Below are 17,113 nucleotides of genomic sequence, written 5' to 3'. Positions count from 1 at the left end.
CGATGGGCACCGTGCGCACCGTCGAGCTCCGTCCCGGTGAGGACTCCATCCGCCTCGGCCAGCTGCTCAAGCTCGTCGATGCCGTCCCCACCGGCGCCCAGGTGAAGGACGTGCTGGTCACCGGCGCGGTGCGGGTCAACGGCGAGCCCGAGGACCGACGCGGCCGGCAGGTGCGCCGCGGCGACGTCGTCTCGATCGAGGGCGCCGGGGACGTCCGCGTCGCGTGAGTTCCACGTGGAACCCCGTCGTCCCGCGGTGGCCGGCCGCCGTCCCCGGGCCGGACTTCGACGCCATCCGCGCCGAGTTCGAGGTCCCCGGCGAGTTCCCGCCCGGGGTGCTCGCCGAGGCCGGGGCGGTCGCCGCCTCCCCACCGCTCCCGGACGAGGACGCCACCGACCTCCCGCTGGTCACCCTCGACCCGCCGGGCAGCCGTGACCTCGACCAGGCCGTGCACCTCGAGCGGGACGGGGAGGGCTACCGCGTCAGCTACGCGATCGCCGACGTCGGCGCCGTCGTCGTCCCCGGCGGCGCCCTCGACGCCGAGGCGTGCCGCCGCGGCCAGACGCTCTACGCCCCCGACCGGCGCACCCCGCTGCACCCGGAGGTGCTCAGCGAGGGCGCGGCCAGTCTGCTGGCCGGGGAGGTCCGCGCCGCGGCGCTCTGGACGATCCGGCTCGACGCCGGCGGGGAGGTGCGCGCGGTCGACCTGCGCCGCGCCCGCGTCCGCAGCCGCGCGCAGCTGGCCTACCCCGACGTCCAGGCGCAGGCCGACGCCGGCACGCTGACCGGCGCGCTGGCGCTGCTGCCCGACCTGGGCCGGCTGCTGCAGGAGCAGGCCGCCGCCCGCGGCGCCATCGAGCTGGGCTCGCCCGAGCAGGAGGTCGTCCGCACCGACGGCGGCTGGACGCTGGTGACCCGCGCGCCGCTGCCGGTCGAGGGCTGGAACGCGCAGATCTCGCTGCTGACCGGCCGGGTCGCGGCGCGGCTCATGCTCGACGGCGGCGTCGGCCTGCTCCGCACCCTGCCGCAGGCCCGCCCCGAGGACGTCGCCCGGCTGCGCCGCCTGGCGCCCGCCCTGGGCGTCGACTGGCCGGCCGGCGCCGGAGCCGGGTCGGTGCTCGCCGTCCTCGACCTCACCGACCCGCGGCACCTGGCCTTCCTGGAGGAGGCCACCGCCCTGCTGCGCGGCGCCGCCTACACGCCCGTCGACGGCGACCCCGGCACGGAGACCGGCCACGCCGGCGTCGGCGCCCCCTACGCGCACGTGACGGCTCCGCTGCGCCGGCTGGTCGACCGGTTCGGCACCGAGGTCTGCCTCGCGCTGGCCGCCGACCGCGAGCCCGACCCGGCGGTGCGGGCCGCGCTGCCGGGGCTGCCGGCGCTCATGGCCGCCTCCGACCGGCGCACCCGCGCGGTGGAGCGGGCGGTCGTCGACGCCACGGAGGCCTGGCTCCTCGCCGGCCGCGAGGGAGAGGAGTTCGACGCGGTGGTGGTCGACGCCGACGAGGGACGCGGCACCGTCGTCCTCGCCGATCCGGCCGTCCGGGCGCGCTGCGCCGGGGCCGGGCTGGAGCCCGGCTCACGGGTGCTGGTGCGGCTGGAGGAGGCCGACGTCGACCGCCGGACGGTGCGCTTCACGGCGGTGACCGGGTGAGCGCGCCGTACCTGGCCGGCCGGCTGCAGGGCTTCGGGACGACGGTCTTCGCCGAGATGAGCGCGCTGGCGACGGCGACCGGCTCGATCAACCTGGGGCAGGGCTTCCCCGACACCCCGGGTCCGGCCGAGGTCCTCGACGTCGCCCGGGCGGCGATCGGCACCGACGCCGACCAGTACCCACCCGGACCCGGCACCCCGGGACTGCGCGCGGCGATCGCCGCCCACCTCGAGCGGTTCCGCGGCCTGTCCTACGACCCCGACGCCGAGGTGCTCGTCACCGCCGGCGCCACCGAGGCGCTCACCGCGGCGATGCTCGCGCTGGTCGAGCCCGGCGACGAGGTGGTGCTCTTCGAGCCGGTGTACGACAGCTACGCCGCCGCGGTCGCGATGGCCGGCGGCGTCCTGCGCCCGGTGCCGCTCGCCCCACCACCGGCCGACACCGACGGTGCCGTGTGGACGTTCGACCCCGCCGACCTGCGCGCCGCCGTCGGCCCGCGCACGAAGCTGCTGCTGCTCAACACCCCGCACAACCCCACCGGGAAGGTGTTCAGCCGCGCCGAGCTCGACCTGGTGGCCGAGGTGGTCCTGCAGGCCGGGCTGCTGCTGGTCACCGACGAGGTCTACGAGCACCTCGTGTTCTCCGGCGCCGGGCACGTCTCCGCGGCCACGCTGCCCGGGCTGCGCGAGCGGACGCTGGTGGTCGGCAGCGGCGGCAAGACGTTCAGCACGACGGGCTGGAAGGTCGGCTGGGCGTGCGGGCCGGCGCCGCTGGTGGCCGCCGTCCGCACCGCCAAGCAGTTCCTCACCTACGTCAACGCCGGCCCGTTCCAGCCGGCGATCGCCGCCGGGCTGGCCCTGCCCGACGCCTACTTCGCCGGGATCGCCGCCGACCTCGAGCGCCGGCGGGACGTGCTGGTGGCGGGCCTGCGCGCGGCGGGGCTGCCGGCCATCGCCCCGGAGGCGACGTACTTCGCGATGGTCGACGTCCGGGGGGTGCGGGACGACGCCGACGGGCTGGCGTTCTGCCGCGACCTGCCGGAGCGTGCCGGGGTGGTCGCCGTCCCGGCCGGGGCGTTCTGGACGGCGGGACACGCCGACCGGGGCCGGCACCTGGTCCGGTTCGCGTTCTGCAAGCGCGACGAGGTGCTCACCGAGGCCGTCGACCGACTGAGCAGGATGTCGGCATGAGGTTCGGGGTGGTCCAGCACGACGTCGTCTGGGAGGACCGGGCGGCCAACTACGCCCGGCTCGCCCCGCAGGTGGCCCGCGCGGCCGGTGCCGGGGCGGAGTTCGTGCTGCTCAGCGAGACGTTCTCCACCGGCTTCTCCATGACGCCGGGCATCGGCGAACCCGAGGACGGCCCGTCGGCGGAGTTCCTCCGCGACCAGGCCGCGCGGCACGGGGTCTGGGTGGCCGGCAGCTGTCCGGAGATCGCCCCCGACGGCGACCTGCCCTACAACTCCTTCGTCCTGGCCGGGCCGGACGGCACGGTGCATCGCTACCGGAAGCTGCACCCGTTCACCCACGGCGGCGAGGCCGAGCGGTTCCGGGCCGGCGAGGCCCCGGTGACGGTGACCGTCGGCGACCTGCGGATCACGCCGTTCGTCTGCTACGACCTGCGCTTCGCGAACGTCTTCTGGACCGCGGCCGAGGACACCGACGTCTACCTGGTGACGGCGAACTGGCCGGCCGCGCGCCGGCACCACTGGACCACGCTGCTGCGAGCCCGCGCGATCGAGAACCAGGCGTACGTGGTGGCCTGCAACCGCGTCGGCACCGCCGGCGACGGTCTCGAGCACGCCGGCGACAGCCAGGTGGTCAGCCCGATGGGGGAGCTGCTGGCCACCGCCGCGGGTGGGGAGACCCTGGTGCTCGCCGACGTCGACGCCACCGAGGTCGCCGCCACCCGCGCGCGGTTCGCCTTCCTGGCCGACCGCCGCGCCTAGCGCGGCGGCACGGTGCCGGGCTGGCCCTGTTGGACCGCCTGGCCCTGCTGGACCGCCTGGCCCTGCTGGACGGGCTGGCCCTGCTGGACGGCCTGGCCCGGCTGGCCGGCAAGGCCCGTCGTGGTCTGGTCGACGACGATCTGCTCGCGCTGGACCCGGTCGGTGACCTGCTCCTGGCCCTGGACCACCTCGGTGCGCAGCCGCACGCGCTCGACCGGCACCACCTCGACGTTCACCACCGGCCGCTCGGCGTGCAGCACGATGTCCTCCGGCAGGCCACCGGTCGGACCCGGCGTCCCCGCGGCTCCCCCGCCGGCCGTCCCCGCCGGGACCAGCGACTCGCCGGGGCCGGGGTCGGGCGCATCGAGGGGGACCTCCTCGATCCGGATCTCCTCCCGCCGGAGCGGGACGGTGACCTGCACCTCCTCGGTGACGACGTACTTGACCACCCGGACGCGGGTCGCGGCGACCTGCTGCGTGCCGACCCGCAGCTGCTCCTCGCTGCGGGTCATGGCGCCGTCGGAGGCGTGCCGGCCGGTGTCGGCACCGGCGTACTGGCCGGTGTGCTGCGCGGCGGGCGGCGGCGCGGCCTGGCCGACGGCGGTGCGGACGTCGGTGGCCGGCGCCGGGACCGGACGCGTCCCCGGGTCGACCACCGCCGGGGAGGGTGTCCCCGCGACACCCCCGGCGACACCGCCCGACGCGCCCTCCGCCGTCGCCCCGGACGTCGTCCCCGGCGTCGTGCCCGAGGCCATCTGCTGGTCGGCGTACCGGGGCGGGGGACCGGCCGGGCCCGCGTCGCCGGTACCGCCGGTGCCGATGCCGCCGGTGCCGTCCGTGCCGATGCCGCCGGTGCCGATGCCGTAGTGCCGGCGCAGCTCGGCCTCCTCCTCCGGCCCCAGGTGGTCGCCGTGGACAGCCGGTGCGTGCTTGACGGCGTCCTTGCCGACGGGCAGCCGCAGCAGTCCGTCGGCGAAGCTCGCGTCGGTCGCCGGGACGATGGAGTGGCGGGTGCCGAAGAGCCCGGTGCTGATCGCCACCCAGGTCGGTGCTCCGGTGCGGTCGTCGACGAAGAAGCTCTCGACGGTGCCGATCTTCTCGCCATCGGGTCCGTGTGCCGTGCTCCCGATCGCCGCGGACAGGTCTCGCTCGCTCAACACGGTGCTCGCCTCCTCCGGACCGCCTGCTCTGGCGCCCCACCAGCGGGGAGTGCCCGGTCCGGCGTGCCCCGACACGCCCTCGCCGCCTACGGTCGGTACGGGAGAGGGACCCACGGCCGAGGAGGACGACGTGAGCAGCGGACAGCTCGAGGTGGAGCGGAAGTTCGAGGCCGGGCCGGAGGTCGTCCTGCCCGACCTGACCGGGACGGGTGGCATCGCCGCGGTGGGCGACGCGGCGACGCACGAGCTCGACGCCACCTACTTCGACACCCCCGACCTGCGGCTGGCCCGCGCGCGCATCACGCTGCGCCGCCGCACCGGCGGCACCGACGCCGGGTGGCACCTCAAGCTGCCCACCGCCGTCGCCGGGACCCGCCGGGAGGTGCACGCACCGCTCGGCACGCGGCGCACCGTCGTGCCGCGCGCGGTGACCGAGCCGGTGACCGCCGTCCTGCGCGGCGTCAGGCCGGAGCCGGTCGCCACCCTGCAGACGACGCGGCTGGTCACCGAGCTGCGCGACGGCGAGGGCCGGGTGCTGGCCGAGGTCGCCGCCGACACCGTCACCGGCACCGCGTCCGCGCCCGACCCCGGCTCGCCGGCCGAGGTGACCACCTGGCGGGAGCTCGAGGTCGAGCTCGTCGACGGTGACGTTGCGCTGCTCGACGAGGTGACCGCGGCCCTCGTCGCCGCGGGCTTCCGCCTGTCGGACTCCCCGTCGAAGCTCTCCCGCGTGCTCGCCGGGCGCCTGGCCGCGCTCACCCCGCAGGCGCCGTCCCCGGTCGCGCCCGCGACTCCCGCACCCGAGGGGAAGAAGGGCAAGAAGGGCAGGAGGAAGGCCGCGGAGCCCGGGCCGGCGGCGGCCGACGTCGTCCTCGGCGCCCTGCGCCGGCAGGTGGAGGCGCTGCAGGTCGCCGACATCGGTGTGCGCACCGGCGACCCGGAGGGCGTGCACGACCTCCGCGTGGCCTGCCGCCGGCTGCGCAGCATCCTCGCCGCGTTCCGGCCCGTCCTCGACCGCACCGCCACCGACCCCCTCCGCGACGAGCTGCAGTGGATCGGCAGCGCCCTCTCCGGCGCCCGCGACGGCGAGGTGGCGCTGGAGCACCTGCGCGCCGTCGTCGCCGCCCAGCCGGTCGAGCTGGTCCGCGGTCCGGTGTCCGCGCGGCTGCGCTCCACCGAGGTCGCCGACGTCGAGCGGGGCCGCAAGGCGGCGATCCGGGCGCTGTCGGACCGCCGCCACCTGGCGCTGCTGGACGCCCTCGACGGGCTGCTCACCGACCCGCCGCTGGCGGAGGCGGCCGGCGAGCCGGCGCGCACGGTGCTCGCCGACGCCGTCAAGCGCGCGGGCAAGCGGCTGACGGCACGCATCGACGAGGCCCGCGAGCGCGAGGCGGTCGACCCCGGTGCCCACCAGGACGCGACCGAGCACGCCCTGCACGAGGCGCGCAAGGCGGCCAAGCGGGTCCGCTACACCGCCGAGGTCGCGGCCCCGGTGCTCGGCGCCCCGGCCGAGGCGCTCGTCACGTGCATGAAGCAGGTGCAGGACGTGCTCGGGGAGGCGCAGGACACCGTCGTCACCCGCCAGTGGTGCCTGCGGCTGGCCGCGGCCGCCGTCGGGGCGGGGGAGGACACCTTCACCTACGGCCGGCTGCACGGCCTGGAGGAGGCCCGCGCCGAGCACGCCGACCAGGCGTTCTGGGCGCTCGAGCCGACCCTGCGCGCGGCCGTCAAGGCGGCCGTGAAGGCCTGAGTCCGGCCCGCCGGCCGGTGCGGGAACGCCGCGGGCCGGCCGGTCGTCTCCCTGGCCGGGTGCGCCGCGCGCCCGTCGGCTGCCACTCCCCGAAACGAGGCCCGTCCTGTCCCTGATCGCTCTGCTGGGGTTCGCGACGGTCGTCCTGGTGGCGGTGTCCCTGCTGCACGGCTACCTGTGGTGGCGGCTGGTCCGCAGCACCACGGTGCCCGGTCGGCTGCGCCGGCGGCTCACGCTGCTCACCGTCGTGCTGGCGCTGCTGCCCGCCGTCGCCGTGCTGACCCGCCGGGACCTGTCCCTGGCGGCGCAGGCGCCGCTCGCCTGGGTCGGCTACACCTGGCTGGGCATCGCGTTCTACGCCTTCCTCGCGCTGCTGGCCCTCGAGCCGGTGCGGTTCCTGCTGCGGCTGCGCGACCGCCGCCGGGCACCTGCCCCCGAGCGCGAGCCCGTGCCCGTCGGCGGTCCCGGGGCTCCCGACCCGGTCGACGGCGTCCCGGCCGACCCGTCGCGGCGGCTGTTCATCGCCCGCTCGCTCGCGGTCACGGCGGGCGTGGCCGCCCTCGGCACCGCCGGGACCGGCGTGTACCTGGCCAACTCGGCCCCCGTCGTCCGCCGGGTGCCGGTCACCCTGCCGCGGCTGGACCCCGCCCTCGACGGGCTGCGCATCGTCACCTTCTCCGACGGCCACCTGTCGGCCACCTACGGCGGCCGGCGCTTCGAGCGGCTGGTCGAGACGGTGAACGCGCAGCGCCCCGACGTCGTGGCGATCGTCGGCGACCTGGTCGACGGCGAGGTCGACGAGCTGCGCGGGGAGGCGGCGCCGCTGGCCGACCTGGTCAGCGCGCAGGGCGTCTTCTTCGTCACCGGCAACCACGAGTACTTCGTCGACACCGACGCCTGGCTGCGGCACCTGCCCACCCTCGGCGTGGAGGTGCTGCGCAACGAGCGCGTGCCGATCACCCGCGGCGGGGCCTCGTTCGACCTGGCCGGCATCGACGACCGGACGGCAGCCGGCTCCGGCGTGCCGGGGCACGGGGCCGACCTCGACACCGCCCTCGACGGCCGCGACGACGCCACGCCGGTGGTCCTGCTGGCCCACCAGCCGTTCATGGTCGACCAGGCACGGGCGGCCGGGGTGGACCTGCAGCTGTCCGGGCACACGCACGGCGGCCAGCTGTGGCCCTTCGACTACGCCATCCGGCTCGACCAGCCCGCCGTCGAGGGGTTGTCCCGGCACGGCGACACGCAGCTCTACGTCACCGCCGGCGCCGGCTACTGGGGCCCGCCCATGCGGGTCGGCGCGCGGCCCGAGGTCACCGTCGTCGAGCTGCGCGCGCCGCGGACCTGATGGACACCACCCGGACGAGAGACGTCCCATACGACATGACGTCCACAGACGTCTTCCTCCGCCTACGCTGGCGGGCGTGACGGCAGCGACGGCGGGACCGAAGTACCTCGCGGTCCGGGAGCACCTCCGGCGCCGCGTCGCGGCGATGCCGGAGGGCGCGCTGCTGCCCCCGGAGCCCACGCTGTGCGCCGAGTACGGCGTCAGCCGGATCACGCTGCGCCGCGCGGTCGACGGGCTGGTCGCCGATGGGCACCTCGTGCGCGAGCAGGGCCGCGGCACCTACGTCACCCGGCCGGCCATCCGGCACGAGTACCGCGAGAGCTTCGTGCACCGGATCGCCGGCTGGAGCTCGGTGATGGCCGAGCAGGGCGCCCAGGTGGGCACCACGGTGCTCCGGCAGCGGGTGGTGCCCGCCCCGCCGGGCGTCGCCGCCGACCTGGGCCTCGACGTCGCCGAGGACGTCGTCGAGCTCGAGCGCCTGCGCAGCGTCGACGGCGCCCCCAACCACGTGGCGCACAGCTTCCTGCCAGCCGATCGCTACCCCAAGGCCGCCGTCGAGGACTTCAGCGAGGGATCGCTCTACGAGTTCCTCCGCCGCGAGTACGGCGCCGACCTAGCCCACGCGCGGATCGTCGTCGACGTCGGCACCGCCGCGCCCGACGAGGCCGACCTGCTGCAGATCGCGGCCGGCTCCCCGCTGCTCGTGGTGCGCACCACCGTCCACGACGGCGCCGGACAGCCGCTGGTGCACAGCTTCTCCCGGCTGCGCCCCGACGTCAGCCAGGTCGAGTTCGAGGTCTCGGTCACCGGCCGCTGAGCGCGGCCGGGTGGGGCTCGAGGTCGAGCACCATCCGCACGAAGGCGGCCTTCTCGCGGGCGCGGGCCGCCAGCCCGGGCGTCGGCGGCCCCTCCAGCTCGTCCAGCGGGAGGCTGGTGCACGGGTAGCGCAGCAGCGCGGCGGTCACCACCGCCCGGTGCAGCCGCTCCACCGGCACATGCAGCCCCTCGGCGGCCATGCCCTCGGCGTAGGCCGGGACGGCGACCTCCAGCAGCGCGGGCACCTCCCCGGCGGGGCCGGTGCCCGCCTCCGCACGCCCGAACACCAGCGGGACGACGTCGAAGCCGATCGGCGCGGGCGTCGCCGTCCCCCAGTCGAGCAGCACGAACCTCCCCGGCTCGGCCTCGGGTCGCAGCAGGTTGTCGGGCGTGGCGTCGCCGTGCGCGGGCAGTTCGGGCACCGCCGACAGCTCCTCCCACAGCGCCGGCACGCGGGCGGCGAGACCGGTCAGGGCGGGGCGCAGGGCGGCGACCCCGGGCTGGCGCATCGCCGGGTGGGCCCACGTCGCGTCGTCGGCGAGCAGGGGCAGGGCCCGCCGGTGCAGCCGGTTGGCGACGAAGTTGCCGAGGAACGAGCCGCAGGGCACCGGGACGGGCGGTTCCTCCCGGCGCCGGACGGCCATCCGTCCCAGCGCGGTCGCCGCCCGCCGCACGTCGTCCGCGCTCCACGGCCGGTCGACGGCGTGGACGTCCTCCAGCCACAGCGCGAACCGGTCCCCGGGCCCCTCGGCGACGTGCACCAGGTCCGGCATGCGCAACCCCGGCGGCAGGGAGGCGCGCACCCCACCGGTGTAGGCGTCGGCCTCGGTCCGCCACGGGATCTGGCTGTCGATGAACTCCCGCAGCGACGCCGGGATCTCCGGCGGCAGGCCCTCGATCGCCCGCTGCAGCTCCTTGACGACCAGGCGCAGCGGCACGGCCTCCGCCCCGTCCCGCGCGGACACCGCGACGCGGGTGAGCGCGCGGGTGGTGGGCGCCGAGTACCGGTGGGCGACCGGTGCGGTGGCGACGGCCTCGACGGCGAGCCCGGGCCGGCCGGTCCAGCGGCGCAGCGCGGCGGTCAGGTCGTCGGGGGTCGGCCCGCCGGGGAGGGCCGTCGGCAGGTCCGCCGTCACCGGGTCCGCCGGGGGTCGGGGCGCTGCGGGCGACGGGGGTGCAGGGGACTGGAGAGCACCAGCCAGGGCGAGGTCGGCATCGCGGACTCCGTGAGAGGATGGTCAAGCCGCTTGTCTGACTCGCAGATGGTGAAGCAACTTGACCGAATCCGTCAACGGGGATCCCGGTCCCCTCGTCGTCGTGCTCCTCGAGCACGCCGTCCAGCGGATCCGGGCCGAGCTGTACGCGCTCAGCGACGCGTCGTTCCCCGGGCTGCGCACCCGGCACTACCGGCTGCTGTCCATGGTCCCGCCCGGCGGGGAGCGGCTCAGCCGCATGGCGGCCACCAGTGGGCTGACCAAGCAGGCGCTGGCGCAGGCGCTCGAGCCGCTGCAGCGCGGCGGCTACGTGGAGGTCGTGCCCGACCCGACGGACGGGCGCGCCCGGCTGGTGCGGCTCACCGAGCGCGGGCGGGCGGTCAACGAGACCGTCCGGCGCCACCTGGCCGACGTCGAGCGGGAGTGGGCCGACCGGGTGGGGGAGGAGCGCTACGCCGTCGCGCGGGCCGTGCTCGCCGACCTGGTACCCCGCCCGGCCGCAGCCGGGACGACGGTTACCGTCGAGGAGTGACCACGGCCAGCGGGACCCGGGAGGTGGCCGCCCCGCGCGACCGGGTGTGGCGGGCGCTGGCGGTGCTCGAGCCCTACTGCGCCGTGTGCGACGTCTCCTACGTGGTGGACGGCGAGGGGTCGGGCCCCGGGACGCGGTTCGTCTGCGTGCCCGGGAAGCTGGCCGGCGAGGCTCCCCGCTCCGGCGCCCCGCGCGGCGAGATCGTCGAGTGGGAGCCCGAGCGCGTGGTCACCACCCGGCTGGAGCTCACGCCCGAGACCTGGACGACGCGCATCGAGCTGGCCGACGCCGCCCCCGGCACCACCCGGGTCACCATCACGCTCACCCACGCGCCGCGCCGGGTCCGGCTGGCCGACCGGTTCACCCGGCCGGCGCTGCGGCGCATGGTGCAGACCACCGTGGACGGCGAGCTGGACAAGCTCCCCGCGCACGTCGAGCAGGTCGCCGCCGGCTGAGCCGCTCACCCGTGTGGGTGGGCACACGCGTCGGCCCGGCCGGCGCGGGTAGGGGAACGGCAGGAGCGCCCGGCGACCGGCCGGGTGCCGCATCCCCACGGAGGTCACGTCGTGATCGGTTTCCTCGTCGCCGGGCTCGTCATCGGTGCCCTGGCCCGCCTCATCGTCCCGGGCCGTCAGCGCCTCGGCATCCTCGCCACCCTGGCCCTCGGCCTGGTCGGCTCGCTCATCGGCGGGCTGATCGCCCAGTTCTTCGGCACCGGCAGCATCTGGGAGCTCAACGTCCTGGGCTTCGTGCTGGCCGTGGTGGCCGCGGTGCTGCTGATCGGCGTCGCCGAGGGCATCGCCGGGCGCAACCACCGCGCCGTCCGCTGACGTACCGCCGGGGGAGCGCACCGGGCTCAGAGCTCGACCGACTCCCCCGGCGCCAGGCGGGCGTAGGGCGTGGGCGTGCCCGGGCCGCGCTCGCCGAGCAGTCCGCCCACCAGCCCCAGGCCGGTGTCGTTGAGCAGCCCGTCGTGCACGGCGTAGGCCTGGTCGGCGCCGACCTCGCGGACGTAGTCGATGACCTCGGCGATCTTCGACCACGGCGCGTGCACCGGCAGCAGCAGCGTCGACACCGGCGTGCCGGGGACGGTGAACGCGTCGCCGGGGTGGAACACCTCGCCGCCGACGACGAACCCGACGTTGGGCACCCGTGGCAGCTCCGGGTGCACCACCGCGTGCCACTCCCCGTGCACCGTGACGTCGAGGCCGGCGACGGTCAGCGCGTCGCCGTCGCCGACCGCGTGCACCCGCCCGCCGAGCCCCTGGAGCTGACCCGCGACCGACGGGTTCGTCCACACCTCCAGCGCCGGGTCGGCGTCCAGCGCCGCGCGCAGCCGGTCGCCGGCGAAGTGGTCGGGGTGCTCGTGGGTCACCAGCACCGCGGTCGCGCCATCGAGCACGCCCGGGTCGGTCCACCCGCCGGGGTCGATGACCAGCCGCCGGTCGCCGTCGGTGACCACCACGCAGGCGTGACCCTGCTTCGTGAGCTCCATGGGGGCATCCTCCCGCCGGTGCCACCGGGCTGCCGCCTCACCCGCACGGGGGAGGCCGCCGCGCCCCGGCTGGCGCCCGGGCGCCGGGCTGCCGACCTCCCCGGCATGGCCCTCACCACCTTCGCCACCACCACCTTCGCCGCCGCCCGGAGCCGCGCCCACGGGCCCACGGCCGCCCTCTGGCACGCCGTGGAGGTGCACCGGCTGCCGGCCGAGGTCGACGGCGCCTGCGAGCTCACGCTCTGCGGCACCCTCGCCCGCGTGGCGCTCGACGAGCCGTGGCCGTCGTCGTCGCGCGAGGTGTGCGGCACCTGCACCACCCTCGCCGGCGTCACGCCCGCGTAGCCGACCCCGCTCAGCACCCCTCGGCAGGTCCGGCGGGCCGGGCCGCGGTCACGGCGCCGAGGCGAGGGTGACGGCGTCCTCCGCCGGGACCTCGGGAGCCGGCTCCGGCTCGGGGGCCGGCTCGGGCTCGGGAGCCGGCTCCGGCTCCGGCTCCGGCTCCGGCTCCGGCTCCGGTTCCGGTTCGGGCTGCGGCTCGGGCTCGGGCTCCGGCTCCGGCTCCGGCTCCGGTTCGGGCTCCGGCTGCGGTTCGGGCTCGGGCTCCGGCTGCGGTTCCGGTTCGGGCTGGGGCTCCGGCTCGGGCTGGGGCTCCGGCGCGGGCACGCCAGGGGCGGGAGGTGTCGTCCGCGGGGGCGTGGTGGCTGGCGTGGTTCCGGGCGTGGTCCCGGGCGTGGTCCCGGGTGCCGGCGCGCCGGGCGCCGGGGTCCCGGGCTCGGCGGTCCCAGGGTCGGCGGTGACCGGCTCGCGGGTGCCGGACAGGCCGCCACCGGCGGACGCCGAGCTGCCGGCGCGGGCGGTGCCGGGCGCGGGCGGGGTGCGCCCGTCCGGTCCGTCGTCCTGGGCGGGCACCTCGTCCGGGCCCTCGCCGGCCGGCGCCGGGACGCCGTCCTCAGGCGTGCCAGGCCCGGGCGCCGGGTCGTCCGCCCGGGTCGTCGCGTCCCGTGCGGCGGAGGTGCCCGCCTCGTCGGTCGCGCCGAGCACCTCGTCGAGCGTCGCCGGGACGACCACCGCGAGCGCGAGGAGTGCCGCCACCAGGCCGGTCCGCCGGCGCCGGCGGCTCCGGGCGGGGCCGGAGCCCTCGCGGGAGCGGGACGGCGGCGCCGACGGCGAGGACCCCCGCGCGGCTCCGGCCACGGCGGCCGGCCGGCCGGCCGGTGTCCCGGCGCCGGGGGTGGTGTCCGCGGCGGTGTCGACGGCGGTGTCGACGGAGAGGGCCCAGGCGGCCAGGCCGGAGGCCCCGAGCGCGGCCGTGAGCGCCGGGTCGGGCCCGACCACCAGCGGCCGGTCGAGCTCGTCTCCGAGCACCTCGGCCACCCGGGGAGCGCCCGCGCCCGCGCCGGTGAGCACCACGGCGTCCAGGTCGCCGACGGCGAGGCCGGCCGCCGCTGCCGCCGCCACGACCGCGGCTGCGGACTCCCGCGTCCGGTCCGCCAGCAGTTCGTCGGACTCCCCGGGGGCCGGCCGGACGGCCCAGGACACCGGGTCGGGCGGAGCGGCGAGCTGGTCGAGGGCGGCCGAGCCGTCCGGCGCCGGGCCGACCACCGCCAGCTCCAGCCTGCTCGGGCCCAGGTCGTAGACGGCGACGGTCGCGCCGGCCCGCAGCCGGCCGACCGCCACCTGGCGCGCGGTCGCGGCCACCGCCCGCGACAGCAGGGTGAAGCGCGGCACCCCGGCCCGCTGCAGCGCGTCGGCGAGGGCGGCGCACCGGGGGCCGTCCCAGGACGGCGGCACGGTGACGACGGTCCAGCCGTCGGGACGTCCCCGGGTCGCGGCCGCGGCCTCCCGGACCTGCTGCACGACCTCGGCCAGGAGGTCGGCGGCCGCGACCTCGCGGCCGCCGACGCGGACCGGGGTCGCCGTGCCGGTGTGCGCGAGCAGGCTCCGCAGCGTCCCCTCCGGGACGGGCGGCGGAGGCAGCGGCCGGGCGGTCGGTCCGTCGTCCTCGCAGACCGCCACGGCGATCCTGCGGTCGCCGACGTCGATACCCAGCCCGTACTGGCCGTTGCGCACAGGTCCCCCAGGCGTCTCCCGCGTCCGGCCGACTGCTGGGCCGGGAACTCCGACGACCGTATGTCGCGTCCGTCCTCCCTGTCCGGGGCCGGGAGGTGCCCGGACGGGATCAGGCGGTCACGCGGGCGCGACACCCCGCGGCCCTTGACAGGGAGTCAGCAGACCCCCGCCGTCCGTGTGGAAACGGGCTGGTCAGCGGCCGGTAAACCGGGGCGCCCGCTTGGCCAGGAACGCCTCCACCGCCTCGGTGTGGTCCGCCGTCCGCCCCAGCTCGGTCTGCAGCCGCGCCTCGAGCGCGAGGGTGTCCTCCAGCGAGTCGGTGGGCGCGGAGGCGAGCACCGTCTTCACCGCGCGGTGGGCCGCCGTCGGGCCGCCGGCGAGCCGCTCGGCGAGGGCACGCGCCTCGTCGGCCACCTGCTCGGCCGCCACCACGCGGTGCACCAGCCCCCACTGCAGCGCGGACTCGGCGGGGAACGGGTCGGGCAGCAGCAGCAGCTCGGTGGCCCGCCCGACGCCCACGGTGTGCACGAGGCGCGCGGCCAGCGCGGAGTCGCTGCCCAGGCCGATGCCGGTGAACGCCGTCGTGAACTTCGCGCCCGCGGCGGCCACCCGCAGGTCGCCGGCCATCGCCAGCCCCAGACCCGCCCCGGCGCACGCCCCGTTGACCGCGACGACGACGGGCATCCGGAGTGCGGCCAGGGCCAGGACCAGCGGGTTGTACTCCTCCTCGACCACCGAGAGCGACGTCGAGGCGTCCCCGCGCAGGGCCTCGACGTGCTCGCCGAGGTCCTGGCCGACGCAGAAGGCCCGGCCGGTGCCGGTCAGCAGCACCGCGCGCACCGACTCGTCGGCGGCGATGCCGTGCACCACCGCGAGCAGCTCCCGGCGCATCGCGCGCGACAGCGCCGGCCGCCGGAGCGTGACCGTCGCGACGCCCCCGGCGTCCTCGCGGGTCACCGTGGTCTGCGTCGACGTGGTGGAGGTAGCCGTCGTCTCGGACATGTGCCCACCCTGCCACGGTCGCGGGGGCCGGACAGGGGGCTCCCGTCAGCGACGGGCCAGGCGTTCACCGCCGGCCACCTCATCGGCCTCCGCGAGGGTCCGGAGCCGCGGCGACCGGTCCCGGGCCGGCCGCTCCCGCCTCCGACCGGTGGGGCCGCGCGCTGTTCCAGCGGTGGCCACGGGGAGTGCCCGGCGCGTCGTCCGCGCGTCCCCGGCGTGTTGCCGCGTCGATGCCGAGCCGTGACGCGAGAGGCCCCCCGGACGGGTGTGACTGCTGGGAACATGTGTGTGTGCACGGAGCGCGCGGGCACCCCGGCGGGGGGTGCGGCGTCTCCGGGTGGACGGCGTCGGCCGGTGGTCGGCAGGGATGGGAGTGCCCCCGTGGTGGAACCGGGTCGCCGGATGCTCGGCGACCGCTACGAGCTGGCCCAGCTCATCGCCGCCGGCGGCATGGGCCAGGTGTGGCGCGCCACCGACCTGCTGTTGCACCGCCCCGTCGCGGTCAAGGTGCTCCGCAGCGAGTACACCGGTGACCCGACCTTCCTGGCCCGGTTCCGCGCGGAGGCGCAGCACGCCGCGGCGCTGAGCCACCCGAACATCGCGGCGGTGTACGACTACGGCGAGACCGAGGCGAGCGACACCGGCGAGCAGCTGGCCTACCTCGTCATGGAGCTCGTCGAGGGCCGGCCGCTGTCGACCCTGCTGCAGCAGGAGGGCCGGCTCGACACCGCCACCACGCTGTCGGTGCTCGGCCAGACCGCCGCGGCCCTCGCCGAAGCCCACCGTGCGGGCCTGGTGCACCGCGACGTCAAGCCCGGCAACATCCTGGTCCGGCCCGACGGCAGCGTGAAGATCACCGACTTCGGGATCGCGTGGTCGGCCGGCAGCGTGCCGCTGACCCGCACCGGCCAGGTCATCGGCACCCCGCAGTACCTCTCGCCGGAGCAGGCCGAGGGACACCTGGCCACCCCCGCCAGCGACGTCTACGCCCTGGGTCTCGTCGGCTACGAGTGCCTCACCGGGCGCCCGGCCTTCGACGGCGACAACGTCGTCACCATCGCGCTCAAGCAGCTCCGCAGCGACCCCGAGCCGCTGCCCGAGGAGCTGCCCCCCGGCGTCCGCACGCTCGTCCTGTGCGCCTTGTCAAAGGACCCCGCCGCCCGGCTGCAGGACGGCGCGGCGTTCGCCGCCGCGGTCGAGGACGTCCGCGCCGGCCGCCCGCCGGCGCTCCCGCGCCCGGTCGCCCGTACCTCCGCGGCGGTCGCGGGGCCCGTCGCGGCGTCGGTGCCCACCGGCGCCACGCCGCCCGCACTCGGCGACGGCCCGGAGACCCAGCTCGTGTCCCCGCCGCCCGGTGCCCGGCCGCACCGCAGCCCGCCGGCACCGCAGCGCCGGCGGGCGGCCGTCGTCCTCGTGCCGCTGCTGGCCCTGCTGGTGGGCGCGGGGCTGGCCGCGGCCGTGCTGTCCGCGCTGACCGACGGCACCCCGCCGACCGCCGTGGCCGCGCAGACGCAGGAGGAGGACGCGGGCATCCTGCTGGAGGCCGCCGACCACCTCGGCCGGCCGATCGAGGACGTCGCCACGCAGCTGTCGGCCCTGGGCCTGTCGGTCGAGCGTCGCGAGCAGGTGACGGACCGGACCGTCCCGGGCCGCGTCCTCGGCGTCTCGCCTACCGGGGTCGTGCTCGAGCCCGGGGACGACGTCGTCGTCACCTACGCCGTCGCCCCGCCGGACCCGGCCCCCCGGACGGGCGAAGGGGACGACGGCGGCGGCGACGTCTCCCCGGTGACCGGCGTCGGCGTGCCCGACCGCGCCCCCGAGCCCCCCGCGGCACCGACGGGCACCGCCGCCGGCGCGCCGGCCCCGCCGCCGGCGGCCCCGGCGACGACCCCCGCGCCGACGACCCCCGGGACGCCGTCGCCGACGTCGTCGCCGACGTCGACCTCCGCGACACCCACCCCGGCCGGGGAGCCCAGCCCGACGACGTCGTCCCCCACGGCCACGACGTCCTCGTCCCCGACCACCACCACGCCGTCGGAGCCCGTTCCCCCCTCCGGTGGTCCGCCCTCCTCCAGCGCGAGCGACTCCCCCGGTGCCGGGGGAGGATCCCCGCAGGTCTGA

Annotated in this window: 17 protein-coding genes; 12 read left to right on the top strand and 5 right to left on the bottom strand. The window is 77.4% G+C overall.

Features of this window, described 5'->3' with window-relative positions; genetic code table 11:
• Positions 1-2: 2 nt before the first annotated feature.
• The 4 genes from BM165_RS21890 to BM165_RS21875 are packed head-to-tail and all read left to right on the top strand — an operon-like array spanning position 3 to position 3,602.
• Positions 3-227, top strand: coding sequence for an RNA-binding S4 domain-containing protein (locus BM165_RS21890; protein ID WP_075015655.1), 225 nt, complete (start codon positions 3-5; stop codon positions 225-227).
• Positions 224-1,654 (top strand): RNB domain-containing ribonuclease, encoded by a 1,431-nt coding sequence (locus BM165_RS21885; protein ID WP_083427597.1) that lies wholly within the window; start codon positions 224-226, stop codon positions 1,652-1,654. Before BM165_RS21890 ends, BM165_RS21885 begins: the two co-directional genes overlap by 4 nt.
• Entirely contained in the window at positions 1,651-2,844 is a 1,194-nt protein-coding gene (locus tag BM165_RS21880) for a pyridoxal phosphate-dependent aminotransferase (protein ID WP_075015654.1), read from the top strand. The genes BM165_RS21885 and BM165_RS21880 overlap by 4 nt, the downstream gene beginning before the upstream one ends.
• Complete coding sequence (locus BM165_RS21875; RefSeq protein WP_075015653.1) at positions 2,841-3,602, top strand: nitrilase-related carbon-nitrogen hydrolase; 762 nt, start codon at positions 2,841-2,843, stop codon at positions 3,600-3,602. Before BM165_RS21880 ends, BM165_RS21875 begins: the two co-directional genes overlap by 4 nt.
• Here the strand turns inward: BM165_RS21875 and BM165_RS24470 are convergent.
• On the bottom strand, positions 3,599-4,762 hold the full coding sequence (locus tag BM165_RS24470; RefSeq protein ID WP_075015652.1) for a PRC and DUF2382 domain-containing protein: 1,164 nt from the start codon (positions 4,760-4,762) through the stop codon (positions 3,599-3,601). The genes BM165_RS21875 and BM165_RS24470 overlap by 4 nt on opposite strands.
• 130 nt (positions 4,763-4,892) lie before the next feature.
• Here BM165_RS24470 and BM165_RS21865 point away from each other — a divergent pair, with 130 nt between their 5' ends.
• The 3 genes from BM165_RS21865 to BM165_RS21855 all read left to right on the top strand — a co-directional run bounded on the left by BM165_RS21865 (position 4,893) and on the right by BM165_RS21855 (position 8,677).
• Positions 4,893-6,512 carry a CYTH and CHAD domain-containing protein gene (locus tag BM165_RS21865; RefSeq protein WP_075015651.1) on the top strand — a complete coding sequence of 540 codons (1,620 nt, stop codon included), beginning with the start codon at positions 4,893-4,895 and terminating at the stop codon, positions 6,510-6,512.
• A gap of 148 nt (positions 6,513-6,660) precedes the next feature.
• Positions 6,661-7,860, top strand: a complete 1,200-nt coding sequence (locus BM165_RS21860) for a metallophosphoesterase (protein WP_244274393.1) — start codon at positions 6,661-6,663, stop codon at positions 7,858-7,860.
• A 76-nt stretch (positions 7,861-7,936) separates the two neighbouring features.
• Positions 7,937-8,677, top strand: a complete 741-nt coding sequence (locus BM165_RS21855; RefSeq protein ID WP_075015649.1) for a GntR family transcriptional regulator — start codon at positions 7,937-7,939, stop codon at positions 8,675-8,677.
• On the opposite strand, the gene BM165_RS21850 is transcribed toward BM165_RS21855, so the two are convergent.
• Positions 8,664-9,812: a phosphotransferase gene (locus tag BM165_RS21850; RefSeq protein WP_075015648.1), complete on the bottom strand. Its 1,149-nt coding sequence runs from the start codon at positions 9,810-9,812 to the stop codon at positions 8,664-8,666. The two genes, BM165_RS21855 and BM165_RS21850, sit on opposite strands and share 14 nt — an antisense overlap.
• Before the next feature lie 139 nt (positions 9,813-9,951).
• Between BM165_RS21850 and BM165_RS21845 the strand changes: the two genes are divergently transcribed.
• The 3 genes from BM165_RS21845 (at position 9,952) to BM165_RS21835 (ending at position 11,252) form a co-directional block, all read left to right on the top strand.
• A complete protein-coding gene (locus BM165_RS21845; protein WP_075015647.1) occupies positions 9,952-10,422 on the top strand; it encodes a MarR family winged helix-turn-helix transcriptional regulator in 471 nt (156 codons plus the stop codon).
• The gene (locus BM165_RS21840; protein ID WP_075015646.1) at positions 10,419-10,877 is read left to right on the top strand and encodes an SRPBCC family protein; all 459 of its coding nucleotides are present in this window, start codon (positions 10,419-10,421) and stop codon (positions 10,875-10,877) included. Before BM165_RS21845 ends, BM165_RS21840 begins: the two co-directional genes overlap by 4 nt.
• Before the next feature lie 111 nt (positions 10,878-10,988).
• On the top strand, positions 10,989-11,252 hold the full coding sequence (locus BM165_RS21835; protein ID WP_075015645.1) for a GlsB/YeaQ/YmgE family stress response membrane protein: 264 nt from the start codon (positions 10,989-10,991) through the stop codon (positions 11,250-11,252).
• Positions 11,253-11,278: 26 nt separating this feature from the next.
• Here BM165_RS21835 and BM165_RS21830 read toward each other — a convergent pair whose 3' ends face one another.
• The gene (locus tag BM165_RS21830) at positions 11,279-11,917 is read right to left on the bottom strand and encodes an MBL fold metallo-hydrolase (protein ID WP_075015644.1); all 639 of its coding nucleotides are present in this window, start codon (positions 11,915-11,917) and stop codon (positions 11,279-11,281) included.
• Between the two features lie 18 nt (positions 11,918-11,935).
• On the opposite strand from BM165_RS21830, the gene BM165_RS24995 reads away from it, so the two are divergent.
• On the top strand, positions 11,936-12,262 hold the full coding sequence (locus BM165_RS24995) for a hypothetical protein (protein WP_244274392.1): 327 nt from the start codon (positions 11,936-11,938) through the stop codon (positions 12,260-12,262).
• Between the two features lie 48 nt (positions 12,263-12,310).
• Here the strand turns inward: BM165_RS24995 and BM165_RS24990 are convergent, their stop codons facing one another.
• Together BM165_RS24990 and BM165_RS21810 are read right to left on the bottom strand one after the other, a co-directional pair.
• A complete protein-coding gene (locus tag BM165_RS24990) occupies positions 12,311-13,990 on the bottom strand; it encodes an Hsp70 family protein (protein WP_177225281.1) in 1,680 nt (559 codons plus the stop codon).
• A gap of 192 nt (positions 13,991-14,182) precedes the next feature.
• A complete protein-coding gene (locus BM165_RS21810) occupies positions 14,183-14,992 on the bottom strand; it encodes an enoyl-CoA hydratase-related protein (protein WP_083427595.1) in 810 nt (269 codons plus the stop codon).
• Positions 14,993-15,373: 381 nt separating this feature from the next.
• Between BM165_RS21810 and BM165_RS21805 the strand changes: the two genes are divergently transcribed.
• A complete protein-coding gene (locus BM165_RS21805; RefSeq protein ID WP_083427594.1) occupies positions 15,374-17,113 on the top strand; it encodes a protein kinase domain-containing protein in 1,740 nt (579 codons plus the stop codon).

The organism is Geodermatophilus obscurus (genome assembly GCF_900115395.1).
Taxonomy (GTDB): domain Bacteria; phylum Actinomycetota; class Actinomycetes; order Mycobacteriales; family Geodermatophilaceae; genus Geodermatophilus; species Geodermatophilus obscurus_B.
This window is presented reverse-complemented; position numbering and strand designations above follow the sequence as displayed.